This is a genomic window from Comamonas sp. CMM02 (assembly GCF_014851485.1).
GTDB lineage: Bacteria > Pseudomonadota > Gammaproteobacteria > Burkholderiales > Burkholderiaceae_C > Comamonas > Comamonas avium.
In genome coordinates, this window is sequence record NZ_JACUZW010000001.1 from 544,577 (window position 1) to 559,397 (window position 14,821).

At 57.4% G+C, this 14,821-nt stretch carries 14 protein-coding genes; 4 read left to right on the forward strand and 10 right to left on the reverse strand.

All coding sequences use genetic code 11. From position 1 onward, the window contains the following. Positions 1-174: 174 nt before the first annotated feature. The 7 genes from IB213_RS02460 to IB213_RS02490 form a co-directional block, all read right to left on the reverse strand. Entirely contained in the window at positions 175-807 is a 633-nt protein-coding gene (locus IB213_RS02460; protein ID WP_192405615.1) for a LysE family translocator, read from the reverse strand. A gap of 52 nt (positions 808-859) precedes the next feature. Beyond that, positions 860-1,339 carry an isoprenylcysteine carboxylmethyltransferase family protein gene (locus tag IB213_RS02465; protein WP_192405283.1) on the reverse strand — a complete coding sequence of 160 codons (480 nt, stop codon included), beginning with the start codon at positions 1,337-1,339 and terminating at the stop codon, positions 860-862. Between the two features lie 43 nt (positions 1,340-1,382). Continuing rightward, positions 1,383-1,586, reverse strand: a complete 204-nt coding sequence (locus tag IB213_RS02470; protein WP_192405284.1) for a hypothetical protein — start codon at positions 1,584-1,586, stop codon at positions 1,383-1,385. A 58-nt stretch (positions 1,587-1,644) separates the two neighbouring features. Further along, positions 1,645-2,271 carry a LysE family translocator gene (locus IB213_RS02475; protein ID WP_192405285.1) on the reverse strand — a complete coding sequence of 209 codons (627 nt, stop codon included), beginning with the start codon at positions 2,269-2,271 and terminating at the stop codon, positions 1,645-1,647. A gap of 53 nt (positions 2,272-2,324) precedes the next feature. Next, positions 2,325-2,846 (reverse strand): GNAT family N-acetyltransferase, encoded by a 522-nt coding sequence (locus IB213_RS02480; RefSeq protein WP_192405286.1) that lies wholly within the window; start codon positions 2,844-2,846, stop codon positions 2,325-2,327. Between the two features lie 176 nt (positions 2,847-3,022). Further along, positions 3,023-4,087: a porin gene (locus tag IB213_RS02485; protein WP_192405287.1), complete on the reverse strand. Its 1,065-nt coding sequence runs from the start codon at positions 4,085-4,087 to the stop codon at positions 3,023-3,025. 204 nt (positions 4,088-4,291) lie between these two features. Further along, entirely contained in the window at positions 4,292-5,269 is a 978-nt protein-coding gene (locus tag IB213_RS02490; protein ID WP_191723293.1) for a GMP reductase, read from the reverse strand. A gap of 278 nt (positions 5,270-5,547) precedes the next feature. Between IB213_RS02490 and IB213_RS02495 the strand changes: the two genes are divergently transcribed. Next, entirely contained in the window at positions 5,548-7,977 is a 2,430-nt protein-coding gene (locus tag IB213_RS02495; protein WP_192405288.1) for a UvrD-helicase domain-containing protein, read from the forward strand. Between the two features lie 133 nt (positions 7,978-8,110). Here IB213_RS02495 and IB213_RS02500 read toward each other — a convergent pair whose 3' ends face one another. From IB213_RS02500 to IB213_RS02510, 3 genes are all read right to left on the reverse strand, one after another. After that, positions 8,111-8,953 carry a BPSS1780 family membrane protein gene (locus IB213_RS02500; protein WP_192405289.1) on the reverse strand — a complete coding sequence of 281 codons (843 nt, stop codon included), beginning with the start codon at positions 8,951-8,953 and terminating at the stop codon, positions 8,111-8,113. Between the two features lie 110 nt (positions 8,954-9,063). Further along, positions 9,064-10,035: a homoserine kinase gene (locus IB213_RS02505; RefSeq protein ID WP_192405290.1), complete on the reverse strand. Its 972-nt coding sequence runs from the start codon at positions 10,033-10,035 to the stop codon at positions 9,064-9,066. A 73-nt stretch (positions 10,036-10,108) separates the two neighbouring features. After that, complete coding sequence (locus IB213_RS02510; protein WP_191723297.1) at positions 10,109-10,444, reverse strand: hypothetical protein; 336 nt, start codon at positions 10,442-10,444, stop codon at positions 10,109-10,111. A 34-nt stretch (positions 10,445-10,478) separates the two neighbouring features. Between IB213_RS02510 and polA the strand changes: the two genes are divergently transcribed. The 3 genes from polA to IB213_RS02525 all read left to right on the forward strand — a co-directional run bounded on the left by polA (position 10,479) and on the right by IB213_RS02525 (position 14,569). Further along, on the forward strand, positions 10,479-13,298 hold the full coding sequence (gene polA, locus IB213_RS02515) for a DNA polymerase I (RefSeq protein ID WP_192405291.1): 2,820 nt from the start codon (positions 10,479-10,481) through the stop codon (positions 13,296-13,298). Positions 13,299-13,583: 285 nt separating this feature from the next. After that, the gene (locus IB213_RS02520; protein WP_225214123.1) at positions 13,584-14,255 is read left to right on the forward strand and encodes an AzlC family ABC transporter permease; all 672 of its coding nucleotides are present in this window, start codon (positions 13,584-13,586) and stop codon (positions 14,253-14,255) included. Then, positions 14,252-14,569, forward strand: a complete 318-nt coding sequence (locus IB213_RS02525; RefSeq protein WP_225560926.1) for an AzlD domain-containing protein — start codon at positions 14,252-14,254, stop codon at positions 14,567-14,569. Before IB213_RS02520 ends, IB213_RS02525 begins: the two co-directional genes overlap by 4 nt. The last annotated feature ends 252 nt before the right edge of the window (positions 14,570-14,821 follow it).

The following is a 14,821-nucleotide window of genomic DNA, read 5'->3' on the forward strand; positions in this document are numbered from 1 at the left end:
TTCACAGTCAGCAGCGCTTGCTGACTCTGCATTCAATACCGAATTTCAGTTCTGGTGGTTGGTTTTTTATTGCGTTGTTCTTGCCAGGGAACAAAACCCCGGCGGAGATGTTTAGCGAATCCGCTGTATCGACCGCTTGAGTTCACAGACAAAAACTGTCGTCATAAGCGTTGACTAAACCGCAGTTGAACGCCGAGCGAGCAGCAGGCCCAGCCCGGCAGCTCCGAGCAATGAGGCGCATATACGGTTAAAGATTTGCTTGCTTCGGGGCTCCACAAACCACTTCCTAAGATGACTTCCGAGGCAGGCGTATGCAGCAATCGCGAGCCACTCTAAAAACAAGAAAACAGTGCCTAAAGTGAAAAATTGTGGTGTGGCGGGCTCTGCAATATCTATGAACTGAGGCAGGAAAGCCGTAAAGATAAGAATCGCCTTGGGGTTGCCTGCAGCAACCAGAAACTCCTGCCGCGCGAGGCTAAAGAGGCTGGCAGTTGCATGAGTGTTGTTTATCTCTTGACCCTGTGGCTTGGCGCGCCACAACTGAAAGGCCAGATAAAAGAGATAAGCAGCTCCAATCAGTTTGATGACATAAAACCCGGCCAGTGATGCTTGCAATACTGCAGCAAGACCAGTCGCTGAAATAGCAATCATGCCAATGAATGCAAGCAGTCGGCCGGCTCCTGCTATTGAGGCAACCCAGAATCCATGGCGAGTGGCGTTTGCCACAGATAGCAAGTTATTAGGCCCCGGAGCCATGTTGAGAGCAAAGCATGCGGGAATGAAGAAAAGCAAAGTTTCTAAAGACATCGTTGTACAGCGCCGGGAGATTTCCGGTGAAACGTTAGCAGATTCAAGTTGCTTATAGCCAGCGCCGAACCTGTTGTCGATAAGTGTCAAACGATGCTCCAAATCGCTGGCGCAAGGCATCTTCCTCGGGACGTATCTGAAAATGCTGCAAATAGGCCATGAATAGCGGTACAGCAAGTAACGCAGACAGCTTGCCCAGCCACAGGGCGAAGGCCAGCAAAAGCAATGCGAAGCCGAGGTACATAGGGTTGCGCGTCCATCGATAAACCCCTCGCACCACCAGTGCGGTAGACGCTGCTGGATGGATCGGGTTGACGGTGGTCTTTGCACTGCGAAACGCTAAAAGGCCTGCAATGCACAGCATCCCCCCGATTACCGCCAGCACCAGGGCGATGATCCATGCTCCTGGAATAGCGATCGCTAGGACGCTGGGCAGGAGCCACATTGCGATCGCGCACAAAGCGCAGAGTGCAACGGGGGGTATGCGCAGAGATAGCCAGGAATTCTTCGTCGGCGGGGATTGAGCGGGCATATGAAGGTCAAACTATTAATTTCTGTGCGAGCACCTTAAAGATTTAAGTTACTTCAATGTCAACACCATGCATGGTGCATGCTTTTTCTGCTGTTCCTTGAGCAACAGGCATGGTCAATCTCGAGTCGGGCAGGCCCTGTTGCTGCGCGAAGGACAAGGTGGCTGCTTTCCCGGCAGTGATGCCAGCACAGATGTGCTCTAAGGCAAGCAGCTTGACCCTACCTTCATTGAAGGGATGTGCTTTCAATGCCCGCGAGCAACAGCACAGACATGGCTGAGCAAGTGGGCTGGTGTGATGGCATGCACTAACGCTCTTGAAAGGCGACCTTCAAGCCCAGAGCTACGTAGATGGCTCCAATCGTTTTACCTTGCCAGCGGCTAAATCTGCCCAAACTTTTCAGTGCTCGGCTCAGTGGCTTGACCGAGAGCGCCAGGAGGCTGGAATAGACGGCGCTAAGTGCCACAAATATGAGGCCTAGCACCATGAACTGAGTAAAACCAGAGCCTGAGCCTGGTTGAACAAACTGCGGCAGGAAGGCCAGGAAAAAAAGTGCGGTTTTAGGGTTCAAGACTTCTGCAGGAATCGCTTCTAGAAAAGCGCGTCCAGCCTTTATGGGTGTGACTTTGGGTAAGGTGGCACTTTGGGGCTTGGCCATGAATGTGCGCACACCCAGATAAATCAGATAAGCCGCACCCAGGTACTTCACAGTGCTGAAAGCCAGAGCGGAGGTCATCAGCAATGCAGAGAGGCCGACTGCAGCAAAAAGCGCGTGAATAAAGTCCCCAGCAGCAATGCCAAGTCCCGTCGCAATGCCGACATTGCGTCCACCTTCAAGGGTTCTACTGAAGACAAGCAGGACAGCGGGCCCTGGTATGAGGAAAAGGCCGATCACGATGGCCACGAATCCGGCTAGCGTTGACAAGTCAATCATGGTTTCTTTTGAGCCTCTAGATGGCTGCAACGGGTATCAAGTGGGGATGCCGCTTACCGCAGCGGTTTGACCATGTTCAGCCAGACCTGTGCGGCATGCACGGATGCTGATGCACCCTCGTTCACATAGCCTAAGGCCTCATAAAACGGCACACGGTCTTGCAGGCACGTCAGTGTCACTGTCTCTCGCTGTGCTGTGCGGGCAACGGTTTCCAGCTGGGACAGCAGCAGGCGGCCAATACCCAGCTTGCGGTGCGCTGGGTGTACGGCCAGACCCAGTACGGTCTGGTGACCTCCAGTTGCGGGGCTGGCGTTCAATTGTTTGAACAGCTCGTCGCGGATATAGCGTTCGGCTACTACAGGGCCGTTGATCAGTCCAATGACTTGTCCATGCAGCTGCGCCACCCAAAAGCAATCGGGAATGCGTTGCAGGCGCAGAGCAAATGCGGCGGGGGTCGCAGCCTCTTGGGGGGTGAAGCAGGTGTTTTCAATGGCGATCAGTTGCGGCAAGTCCTGCGCTGTGGCGGGGCGCAGCAGCAACTGGGGTGGCCTGGCAAGGTTCAAAGTTTCAGACATGGCAGCGATTGTGCATTTGAAGGCGGAGCGGGCATACCGGGCCGGGTGGCTGCAATGAGTCAGCTGGGGGGGGGTAGAAAAATAGCTTCTAACGCTTTTTTATGCAGCGTTAGAAGCTATGTTCATGCAGAGAAGGTGCCTCAAAAAGGCTCCCTTCCCCACCAGAAAGTCGCACCTTAGAAGGTGTGACGCAGACCCACCTGCAAGCCATGCTGCTTGCCGCTGTCGCTCAGCAGTGCTGCAGGCTCCAGACTCATGCCGCCCATCGCAGCGCTGTAGTCCTCGTTCTTCAGGAATGAGTAGGTGCCGTACAGTGCTGTGCGCTTGGACAGGTGGTGCTCATAGCCCAGAGAGAGCTGGTCGGCCTTGAGCTTGGTAGCTACCCCTACGGGCTGGTAGCGGTAGTGGTTATATGAGGCCTTCACCACACCGGCTGCCCCCACGGGCAGGGCTGTACCCAGCGAGTAAGTCTCGCTCTTGACGGTAGACAAGCCTGCTGGCGTGTTGCGTGCTTGGCGGTATGCTCCAGTCAGCTTGATGCTGCCAAAGTCATAGCTGCTGCCCAGTGCGTAGGCCCGCTGACGGATGTTGGCTCCCGTGAAGTCGACGTTGTTTTGCTGCTCCACCGCCAGACTGGCAGACCATGGCCCCTGATCGTATGAAACGGCTGCGTCGTAGTAAGCCTTGGTTTTCCAGGTGCTGTGGCTGGTTTCGCCGAAAGCGTAGTTGGCAGACAAAGTCACACCGCCAAAGCTGGGCGAGACATAACCGACCAGGTTGTCTTTGCGCTTGTCGTCGTTGTTGCCAATGCCCCAGGCTTGCGAGCCGCCGATGCCCGAGTGTTTGAAGACGTCATAGCGTTTCATGGCTTTGTAAGCTGCGGTTTCGTCTCGGCCCACGTTCACTTCACCAAAACTGCCTTTCAGCCCGATGGTGGCGCGACGCTTGAAGTCGAGGCCGTTGCCCGAGTCACCAGAGCCAGAGTCTGCGTTGATGCCGGATTCCAGCCAGAACTGTGCCTTGAGACCGCCACCCAGGTCTTCCACGCCGCGCAGGCCAAAGTAGCTGTCTTTGTTGCCACCCGATTTCAGGCCAGACCATGTGTTTTGCCCATCGATCACCGTGGCAGCAGCATCTACGTTGCCAAACAGCGTGAGGGACGATTGTGCAAATGCAGAGCCCGCTGCAGCTGCAGCCAGAAAGGGCAGGGAAGCGATGAGTTTTTTCTTCATTGTCTTCATCTGGAAACTCCAATCTGAGAGGTTAACTTGCAGATTTTTTTTGTGTTTTCTGGCAAATTGAAGTTCATTGATTTAACAGATTGTTGCAGTTTTTTGCATGCTGTTAATGCCGTGATCAAGATGTTTTGAGCTCTATGGAGGCTGCAGGCAGGCATTAAAAAAGCTGCCCTCAGGCAGCTTTGGTGGGGATGCGGTTGCGCAGATTTACATCAGCAGGTGTTCACCAGCGTTGTCACCGCCCAAGATGACGTAGTTGACCTTGCGGATGTCCAGCAATTTGGTGCCGCCGGAGTAGCTGATGGACGATTGCACATCCTGCTCCATCTCGATCAGCGTATTCATCAGCGGGCCCTTGACGGGTTCCAGGATGCGCTTGCCTTCGACGTGCTTGTACTCGCCCTTGTTGAAGTCGGACGCCGAGCCGTAGTATTCCTTGAACAGCTCGCCATTCACTTCCACGGTCTTGCCGGGGGATTCCTCATGGCCTGCAAACAGCGAACCAATCATCACCATGGTGGCACCAAAGCGGATGCTCTTGGCAATGTCACCGTGGCTGCGGATGCCGCCATCAGCAATGATGGGCTTGGTGGCCACGCGTGCGCACCACTTCAGGGCCGACAGCTGCCAGCCGCCTGTGCCAAAGCCGGTCTTGAGCTTGGTGATGCACACCTTGCCGGGGCCTACGCCCACCTTGGTGGCGTCAGCGCCCCAGGCTTCCAGATCGATCACGGCTTCAGGGGTGGCCACGTTGCCAGCAATCACGAAGGCTGCGGGGATCTTGGCCTTGATGTACTGAATCATGTTCTTGACGCTGTCGGCATGGCCGTGGGCGATGTCGATGGTGATGTACTCGGGGCAGATGTCGTCGGCCACAAAGCGGTCCACGATGGCGTAGTCCGCTGCTTTGACGCCCAGAGAGATCGACGCAAACAGGCCTTGCGACTGCATGGCCTTGGTGAACAGGACGTTGTCGATGTCAAAGCGGTGCATCACGTAGAAATAGCCGTGTTGCGCCAAGAATTTGCAGATCTTCTCGTCCAACACGGTTTTCATGTTGGCGGGTACGACGGGCAGGCGGAAGGTGCGGCCACCCAGCTCAACGCTGGCATTGCATTCCGAGCGGCTTTCCACGCGGCACTTGCGGGGCAGCAGCAGTACGTTGTCGTAGTCGAAGATTTCCATGATTTCCAAGCTCCAGAAAGGTCACGGCGGGAATCTCACCCGCCTCAATTTTCAAAGTAGGCGCTTGGTCTGGAGGCCGGTTTTTTGGCAGGCAAGCAAATTGCGGCCAAAAAAAACCGGACCACAAAAACTTGGGCCCGGTGATTGATTCTATATGTGCTGGCATACCCTTGGTGCATGCATGTTCGAATGAGCGGTATATGCGCAGGCATATACCGCTGTGCGGCGGGATGCACTTGTCCGTGCCTGGGGTGGTTCACACTTCCTACAATGCGAGGATGTTCCCAATCGACTTGCTTGACGGTGCCCATGGTGGCACGCCTTCTTCTCAGAATTCACCCCTGCTGCAAGGGCTGAATGACGAACAGCGTGCCGCTGTGACGTTGCCACAGGGCCATGCACTGGTGCTGGCAGGTGCTGGTTCGGGCAAGACCCGGGTGCTCACTACGCGCATTGCATGGCTGCTGCAAACAGGGCAGGTCTCGCCCGGCGGCATCATGGCCGTGACGTTTACAAACAAGGCAGCCAAAGAGATGACGGCGCGACTGTCTGCCATGCTGCCTTACAACGTGCGCGGCATGTGGATTGGCACCTTCCACGGTCTGTGCAACCGTTTGCTGCGTGCCCACCATGTGGCCGCTGGCCTGCCAGCCACCTTCCAGATTCTGGATACACAGGACCAGCTGTCTGCGGTCAAACGCCTGTGCAAGCAGTACGGTGTAGACGATGAACGCTTTCCGCCCAAGCAACTGACGTGGTTCATTGCAGGCTGCAAGGAAGAGGGCATGCGCCCGCAGGATGTGCCGGTGGCCGATCCTGATACGAAAAAGAAGGTAGAGCTGTACGCGCTGTACGAGGCGCAATGCCAGCGCGAAGGGGTGGTGGACTTTGGTGAGCTGATGCTGCGCAGTTTTGAACTGTTACGCGATGACGCTGCGTTGCGCGCCCATTACCAGCAGCGTTTTCGGTTTTTGCTGGTCGACGAGTTTCAGGACACCAACAAGCTGCAGTACGCATGGCTCAAGCAGCTGGCGGGCGAATTTGTCAACGGCAAGATGCAATCTACCAGCAGCGTGCTGGCCGTGGGGGACGATGACCAGAGCATCTATGCCTTCCGTGGTGCGCGTGTGGGCAATATGAGCGACTTTGTGCGCGAGTTTGATGTGCAGCACCAGATCAAGCTGGAGCAGAACTACCGCAGCTACGGCAATATTTTGGACAGCGCCAATGCGCTGATCGAGCACAACAGCCAGCGCCTGGGTAAGAACCTGCGCACTGATCAGGGTGCGGGCGAGCCGGTGCGTGTGATGGAGTCACCCACCGATCTGGATGAAGCCAGTTGGATCGTGGGAGAGATCAAGGATCTGGTGCGCAACGACGGCTACAGCCGCCAGGAAATCGCCATTTTGTACCGCAGCAATGCGCAAAGCCGGGTGATTGAAAGCAAGCTGTTCAACGCAGGCATTCCTTACCGGGTGTATGGCGGCCAGCGGTTTTTTGAGCGCGCTGAAATCAAGCATGCACTGGCCTATTTGCGGCTGATTGAAAATCCGCACGACGACACCAGCTTTATGCGCGTGGTGAACTTTCCTGCGCGTGGCATTGGCGCTCGCAGCGTAGAGACGCTGCAGGAAACCGCACGTGCTGCCGGGTGCTCGCTGAACGACGCGGTAACGGCCGTAGGTGGCGCAGCAGGCACCAAGCTGCAAGGCTTTGTGGCCAAGATGGATGTGCTGCGCGAAGAAGCAGAAGGCAAGACATTGCGCCAGACCATTGAGCGGATGCTGGAAGTCAGCGGCTTGATTGACCACTACGGCACGGAAAAAGAAGGCCAGGACCGCATCGAGAACTTGAAGGAATTGATCAACGCGGCCGAAAGCTTTGTGACGCAAGAAGGTTTTGGCAAGGATGCGGTGGCGCTGCCCATGGATGAAACGGGTGCTCCGCTGACGCAAAGCCCTGCCAGCCAAGGCTTGGATACCAGCTTGCCGGTGCTGGACCTGCCCCTGAATGGCACAGATGCAGAGACGGGCGAAACCCTCTCGCCGCTGCAAGCCTTTTTGGTGCATGCGGCGCTGGAGGCCGGCGACAACCAGGCCCAAGCTGGTCAGGATGCGGTGCAAATGATGACGGTACACGCCAGCAAGGGGCTGGAGTTTGATGTGGTGTTCATTGGTGGCCTGGAAGAAGGTTTGTTTCCGCACGAAAACGCCATGAGTGACCGTGGTGGTCTGGAAGAAGAACGCCGCCTGATGTATGTGGCCATCACCCGGGCACGCAAGCGCCTGTACCTGAGCCACTCACAAAGTCGCATGCTGCATGGGCGAACCACGTTCAATCTGCCCAGCCGGTTTATTGATGAGTTGCCCGAGAGCGCACTCAAGTGGATCAGCGCCAAGGGAGGCTTTGGCAGTTTTGCGCCTAAGAGCGCAGCGGGCAGCGGTTGGCAGTCGGGTGCCAGAGGTCAATTTGGTGCATATAGCCCCAAAGGCCCTGAAGTGTTTGCCAACCCGGTGGTGCCAGCTCAAAAGGCTGCCCCCGCGCACGGCATTGCCAAGGGCCTGACGGTGTTTCACACCAAGTTTGGCGAAGGCAAGGTACTGGCTGTGGAAGGGGCGGGTGATGATGCGCGGGCGCACATCAACTTCCCGCGCCATGGAGCCAAGTGGCTGGCGCTGGCCATTGCCAAGCTGACTATCGTGGATTAAGACCCGCTGGCCATCACCTCCGACACACACCAAAGACTTGCTGGGTGGTGTGAACGGCTCAAATGAAGCAGACAGATAGAGCAATAAAAAAGGGACGCAGAAGGCGTCCCTTTTTTATTGCGGCTTGTGCCGCTTATTTGTAGTCGTAGGTGACATCGTCCACGTGCAAAGTGCGCTCTTCGTCAGGTGGCGAGAAGCAGTCACGGAAGGTGAAGACGGCAGAGGTCAGGAACATGGTGACCAAGGCCATGCCCAGCATGACGGTCAAAATATTGGCTGCCAGTGCCACAGCAGAGCCCAGCAGCAAGGACAGCACCACGGTGATCAGTGACAGTGCAAGACCTGCACCAATGGCCAGACCCAGCCAGCCAATGGCATAGATGAAAAAAGCGCGGAAATTGCGTACACAGGCAACAACGCTGAAGAACACCGCTTTGACGGGAGACACGCCATGCCATTGCACCAGGGCCGGTGCATGCCACATCAGCATGGCCAGCAGGTTGTAGAGAAAAAAGCCGCCCCACAGGGCAATGTGAAAACCGGGCTGCTGCACCAGCTCTTCAGCCATTTCGGGGGTAATGGGCTCGTTGCTCAGAGACAGACGGGCCAGACTGCCGTCGTCAAACAGCGAGGTCAGCGCCACGATCAGCATGATGCCTACGGCGTAGAAAACGCCCAGAATGGCCAGAGCCTTGGTGCGTGGGTTGTCGCCACGAAAGGGGGCAATGACCAGGCTGGGGCGTGGAATACGGTCTTGAGAGGCCTCTGCTGCGCCCAGCATCATGATCAGAAATACCGAGGGCATGAGAACGAGGGCAATGTAGGGGCCAATGATAGGCAGCATGCCAATCAGCGACACGGCTGCCATGCTGAGAAACAGCAGTGCAGTCAGTGCCATGGGCTGGCGCCAGAAGGTTTGCATGCCCAGCTTGACCCATTGCAGGCCTGTGCTGGCAGGAACGATATGAAGTTTCATGTCTGTGTGGTACGCAAGAAAAAAGCCACTCAAAGCAGCGCTTGCGATCTGCTGAACTGTACCCCACACCTCACCAGCAGAGTGTGGCGTGGGGCTGCTGTGGCTTGAGCTTACGCCGTCAGCGGGTGGGCTAGCCTTGCAGGGTAGGCCACGCGCTGGCGCAGCACCCGCTCAAAGTGGGTGGGGTCGTGAGGCACCAGCATGGCAGCTTCACGAGGCAGATAAAAGTCCCACAGGCGTGAAATCCAAAACCGCAGTGCGCCAGCGCGCAGCATGGCGTTGAACAGCTGGCGCTCCGCAGCTTGCAGCGGGCGCACGGCCTGATAGGCATCCAGCATGGCCTGTGCCTTGGCGGCATCGTGTGCACCGGTGGCATGGTCAATGCACCAGTCGTTCAGACACACGCACAGGTCAAACAGGAAAGAATCTACGCCGGCAAAGTAAAAGTCAAAAAAGCCGGTGAGTGTTTCACCTTCAAACATGACGTTGTCGCGAAACAGGTCGGCGTGTACGGGGCCGCGGGGCAGGGCCTGGTAGGCGCTGGATGCGGCCGTGTGGTTCTGAAAGGCCAGCTCGGACTGCAGCAGCTCGGCAGTGGCAGGCTCCAGGTGTGGCAATACCACGGGCGCTGTCTCGTTCCACCAGGGCAGGCCGCGAAGGTTGGGTTGCTCGCGGTCGTAATTGCGCCCAGCCAGGTGCATACGCGCCAGCATGTCGCCCACTGCCGCACAGTGCACGGGCTGAGGCTGCAACTGGCTTTTGCCGCGCAGTTTTTGCACGATGGCCGCGGGCTTGCCGCAGACTTTGTGCAAGATGTCGCCACTCTTTGCATCTGCCTGTGGGTCGGGCACCGGAATGCCTGCGTGCGCCAGGTGTTTCATCAGATAGAGATAAAAGGGCAACTGTTCGGCAGTCAGGCGCTCAAATAATGTGAGTACCCACTCCCCTTGATCTGTTGTCAGGAAGTAGTTGGTGTTTTCAATGCCACCTTGAATGCCACGCAGCTCGGTGAGCTGGCCCAGGGGAACGCGGCGCAGTAAATCGCGCGCGTCTTTGTCAGAAACTTCGGTAAAAACGGCCATCGCTCAGGATGAAAGAAAGAAAAAAGCCTGCTGCGGCGATTGCGCGACAGCAGGTGAGGAAAAAAGAGGGGGCTTAGAACTGCAGAGCGCGCCAGACGCGGCGGCCATTGGTGCCGTCGGCACCTTCAGCGTTCTGAGGTTGCACCTCGTAAGCAGGCAAATTACCCACCTTGGGTTGAACGGTAATGTTCTTGGTTTCGCCACCTACACGCAATTCGTCCACACGGCTGCCTTCGTCTTCGACGCGAATGCGCTCAATACGTTGATTGCGTTTATCGCCCTTTTGCTCCGTATTTTGCAGCTGCTCTGAAGCTTGTGCATTGGGTTGGGGCGAGTTTTCGCCCTTGTCCTGTGCCAGCACGGGGGCTACGGCCAGGAAGGAGGTGAGGATGATGGTGGCTGCGCGCATACCTAAATTGTAGAGGGCAGGCACAATTCCAGCTATGAGCAATTCCAAGACACTGGTGCTGGTAGACGGATCCAGCTATCTGTACCGCGCCTACCACGCTATGCCCGACCTGCGGGCTGTGCCCGGAGACCCCAGCAGCCCGGCTACGGGCGCCATCCGGGGCATGATCAATATGATGCAGGCGCTGCGCAAAGAAGTGGTGGCGGATTACGCAGTGTGCGTGTTCGACGCCAGCGGTCCCACCTTTCGCGATGCCATGTACACCGAGTACAAGGCCACACGCTCACCCATGCCAGACGATCTGCGCAGTCAGATCGAGCCCATCCACACGGTGGTGGATCTGCTGGGCTGGAAAGTGGTGGCCGTGCCGGGCGTAGAAGCTGATGATGTGATCGCCACGCTGGCGAACATGGCGGCTGCGCAGGGCATGAACGTGATCGTCTCCAGCGGCGACAAAGACCTTTCCCAGCTCGTCAATGAACGTATCACCATCATCGACACCATGAACGGCAAGCGCCGTGATGTGGCAGGGGTGACCACTGAGTTTGGTGTGCCGCCCGAGAAGATGATCGACTTTCAGGCGCTGATTGGCGACACCGTGGACAACGTGCCTGGCGTGACCAAGGTGGGCCCGAAGACGGCTGCCAAGTGGCTGGAAGAGTACGGCACGCTGGACAATCTGATTGCCCATGCCGACGCCATCAAGGGCGTGGCAGGCAACAACTTGCGCGAAGCGATTGCCAGTGGGCAGCTGGCGTTGAGCCGCCAGCTGGTGACCATGAAAACCGACTGTGATTTGGCAGAGCATGTGCCCGGCCTGCCTGCGTTTGATGACATCACACTGGACGAGCCTGATGCCGCAGGCCTGCTGCCCTTTTACGAGCAATATGGCTTCAAGGGACTGGCGCGTACGCTGGGCGTGCCGGCGCCAGAGGCGTCAGCCCCTGCCGCTGCAGCCAAGGCCAAAGCTGCGCCGCCCTCGCCCCAGGGCGATATGTTTGATGCAGATGATGCCGCCGCAACCGAAGTGGCTGTGGCGGCGCAGCAGCGTGACGTGGTCTACACCACCATCCTGACCGAGGCACAGCTGGACCAGTGGCTGGGGAAAATTCAAGCAGCCACGCTGACCGCGATTGATACGGAAACGGATTCGCTGGATGAAATGCTGGCGCAGATTGTTGGCATCTCTTTCAGTGTGCAGGTGGGCGAAGCTGCCTATATTCCGCTGCGCCACGAAGGCATGGATGTGCCTGAGCAACTGCCTTTGACCATGGTGCTGGAGCGCCTCAAGCCCTGGCTGGAAAACCCCAGCATGAAAAAGCTGGGCCAGAACGTCAAGTACGACCAGCACGTGTTTGCCAACCACGGCATCAGCGTGCGCGGCTATGCACATGACACCATGCTGCAAAGCTATGTGCTAGAAGTGCACCGCCCGCACAACCTGACCAGCCTGGCGCTGCGCCACGTGAACCGCACCGGCATGACTTACGAAGACCTGTGCGGCAAGGGCAAAGGACAAATTCCGTTTGCACAGGTTGCCGTGGACAAGGCGGCTGCGTATTCGTGCGAAGACTCTGACCAGACGCTGGATGTGCATGGCGTGCTGTGGCCGCAGCTGGAAAACGATGCCAAGCTGCGCCACATCTATGAACTGGAAATTGCGACCAGCGAAGCGCTGTTTCGCATTGAGCGCAATGGCGTACGCATTGACGCCGGTGCGCTGGCGCGCCAGAGCAATGATTTGGGCGCACGCATCTTGCAGCTGGAAAACGAGGCGTATGAGATTGCAGGCCAGACCTTCAATCTGTCCAGTCCCAAGCAACTGGGCGAAATTTTCTTTGACAAGCTGGGCATGCCCGTTGTCAAGAAAACGGCGACCGGTGCGCGCAGCACGGATGAAGAAGTGCTGGAAAAGCTGGCAGAAGACTACCCGCTGCCCGCCAAGTTGCTGGAGCACCGCTCGCTGTCCAAGCTCAAGGGCACTTACACCGACAAGCTGGCGCAAATGGCCATTGCACGCACTGGCCGTGTGCACACGCACTATGCGCAGGCCGTGGCGGTGACCGGGCGTTTGTCCAGCAATGACCCAAATTTGCAGAACATTCCGGTGCGTACCCCTGAAGGGCGGCGTGTGCGTGAAGCCTTTGTGGCCCCTGAAGGCAAGCTGATTGCCAGCGCTGATTACTCGCAAATTGAGCTGCGCATCATGGCCCACCTGTCGGGCGATGAAGCTTTGCTCAACGCCTTCAAAAATGGTCTTGACGTGCACAAGGCCACTGCAGCGGAGGTGTTTGGCGTGAGCGTGGATGCCGTCAGCAGCGAGCAGCGCCGCTATGCCAAGGTGATTAACTTTGGCCTGATCTACGGCATGAGCAGCTTTGGCCTGGCCAAGAACCTGGGCATTGAAACCAAGGCCGCAGCGGCGTATATCGACAAATACTTCCAGCGCTACCCCGGCGTTAAGCGCTACATGGATGAAACCGTCGAGCTGGCGCACGCCCAAGGCTATGTGGAGACCGTCTTTGGCCGTCGCCTGTACCTGCCTGAAATTAACGGAGGCAGTGGCCCACGCAAGAAAGCTGCGGAGCGTGCGGCGATCAATGCCCCCATGCAAGGGACTGCGGCGGATCTGATCAAAAAAGCCATGGTTGCCGTGCAGGCCAAGCTGGATGCAGAAAAGCCGAATATTCAGGTCATCATGCAGGTGCACGATGAATTGGTGTTTGAGCTGCCGGCTGCGGAAGAGGGCTGGGTGCGCGCGCACATTCCGGGCGTGATGGCCAGCGTGGCTGAGCTGTCAGTGCCGCTGCTGGCAGAAGTGGGCGTGGGCGAGAACTGGGAAAAGGCTCATTGAGCCGTTGTCTCCAAAGATGCTCTGCCAGGAGGGGGCATCTGCTATAAAAAAGTCGGCCAAAGGTCGGCTTTTTTATGCGTAGATTGCGGTGTGAGCCACGAGCTGGTGGCATCGATCTGAAAATGCGTTGAATAATAAAAGAGCACCTAGTGCTTGCTGATAAATGTTTTCAGATACTTTTCATATGCAATCTCCCGTATAGGCTGCCTTAATAGCTATATTTTTTAAATGTCCCATTTGCAAAACACATTCATAAGGCCGTCATCTCTCACCCCTGCGGTACGTATGGGGCTTTCCATATCGGTGGCTACGGGCCTGTATGGCATTTCCTTTGGTGCTCTGGCAGTCGCTGCAGGTCTGAGCATCTGGCAGACCATGGCCCTGAGTGCGCTGATGTTTACAGGGGGGTCGCAATTTGCCTTTATTGGCGTGATTGCTGGCGGGGGGGCTGGATCGGCCGCATTGGGTGCAGCCACGTTGCTGGGGGTGCGCAACGCGGTCTATGGCATGCAGATGAACCGGATGCTGCAGCCCAAGGGCTGGCGCAAATACCTGGCTGCACAGGTCACGATCGATGAATCGGCCGCAACAGCATCGGGGCAGATCGATGCTGCAGAGCAAAGCCGCGGTTTCTGGACAGCGGGTGTCGGTGTGTTTGTGCTGTGGAACGTCTTCACTTTTGTGGGTGCCTGGCTGGGCGATGCTTTGGGTGATCCGCGCCAGTGGGGCCTGGATGGTGCGGCGGTAGCGGCTTTTCTTGGCCTGCTGTGGCCCCGTTTGCAGCAGCGTGAGCCCGTGGCACTGGCTGTGCTGTGCGGCGTGCTGACGGCTTTGGCTGTGCCTTTGCTGGCACCTGGCTTGCCAATTTTGGTGGCTGCCGTGGTAGGCGCCGCATGGGGCTGGTGGCGCAGCGCGGTTGCGCAAACCGCTGGTTTGAGCACCGAGGAGGCCTTATGAGTCTGGATCTGTGGCACTGGATTGTGCTGGCAAGTGCCGCTGCCTTTGCGTTGAAGCTGGCAGGGTATGCCGTCCCTGCACGGTGGCTGCAAAGCCCCAGAATGGTGCAAGTGGCAGCATCCATGACCGTGGCTTTGCTGGCGGCCTTGACCGTGATGAATACGTTCGCAGCAGGCACAGTGCTGGTGGCAGATGCGCGATTGGCAGCTTTGGTGGTAGCGGGCGTTGCTTTGTGGCTACGGGCTCCGTTTTTACTGGTGGTGCTGCTGGGGGCTGCCAGTGCGGGCATCACCCGCTGGCTGATGCAGGGGTAGCATCAGCGGGCAGCGCTGCCTTGTGGTGCCGCGCACCTCAACACGGTGAGGCATGGAGTTCACGCCACGATTGTGGGCGCAGCACCTGCAGCAATGGATATGATTCTCATTTGCCAGTTTCCATGACCACATCACGGCAGCAAGTGCGGTGAATGCATCGCCTTGCAGGGACGCATTTTTTTCTCTGTACCCCTTGACAGCTTGTGTAGGCTGTTTAGAGCGGGAGACTGGGGCAGTGAAAAGCACCCATTG

Excerpts from the sequence above, each read along its gene's own strand:
- IB213_RS02490 (WP_191723293.1), bottom strand. The coding sequence starts at position 5,269 with ATGGAAATCTTCGACTACGACAACGTACTGCTGCTGCCCCGCAAGTGC.
- IB213_RS02460 (WP_192405615.1), bottom strand. The coding sequence starts at position 807 with ATGTCTTTAGAAACTTTGCTTTTCTTCATTCCCGCATGCTTTGCTCTC.
- IB213_RS02525 (WP_225560926.1), top strand. The coding sequence starts at position 14,252 with ATGAGTCTGGATCTGTGGCACTGGATTGTGCTGGCAAGTGCCGCTGCC.
- IB213_RS02520 (WP_225214123.1), top strand. The coding sequence starts at position 13,584 with ATGGGGCTTTCCATATCGGTGGCTACGGGCCTGTATGGCATTTCCTTT.
- IB213_RS02475 (WP_192405285.1), bottom strand. The coding sequence starts at position 2,271 with ATGATTGACTTGTCAACGCTAGCCGGATTCGTGGCCATCGTGATCGGC.
- IB213_RS02495 (WP_192405288.1), top strand. The coding sequence starts at position 5,548 with ATGTTCCCAATCGACTTGCTTGACGGTGCCCATGGTGGCACGCCTTCT.
- IB213_RS02500 (WP_192405289.1), bottom strand. The coding sequence starts at position 8,953 with ATGAAACTTCATATCGTTCCTGCCAGCACAGGCCTGCAATGGGTCAAG.
- polA (WP_192405291.1), top strand. The coding sequence starts at position 10,479 with ATGAGCAATTCCAAGACACTGGTGCTGGTAGACGGATCCAGCTATCTG.
- IB213_RS02505 (WP_192405290.1), bottom strand. The coding sequence starts at position 10,035 with ATGGCCGTTTTTACCGAAGTTTCTGACAAAGACGCGCGCGATTTACTG.
- IB213_RS02510 (WP_191723297.1), bottom strand. The coding sequence starts at position 10,444 with ATGCGCGCAGCCACCATCATCCTCACCTCCTTCCTGGCCGTAGCCCCC.
- IB213_RS02480 (WP_192405286.1), bottom strand. The coding sequence starts at position 2,846 with ATGTCTGAAACTTTGAACCTTGCCAGGCCACCCCAGTTGCTGCTGCGC.
- IB213_RS02465 (WP_192405283.1), bottom strand. The coding sequence starts at position 1,339 with ATGCCCGCTCAATCCCCGCCGACGAAGAATTCCTGGCTATCTCTGCGC.
- IB213_RS02485 (WP_192405287.1), bottom strand. The coding sequence starts at position 4,087 with ATGAAGACAATGAAGAAAAAACTCATCGCTTCCCTGCCCTTTCTGGCT.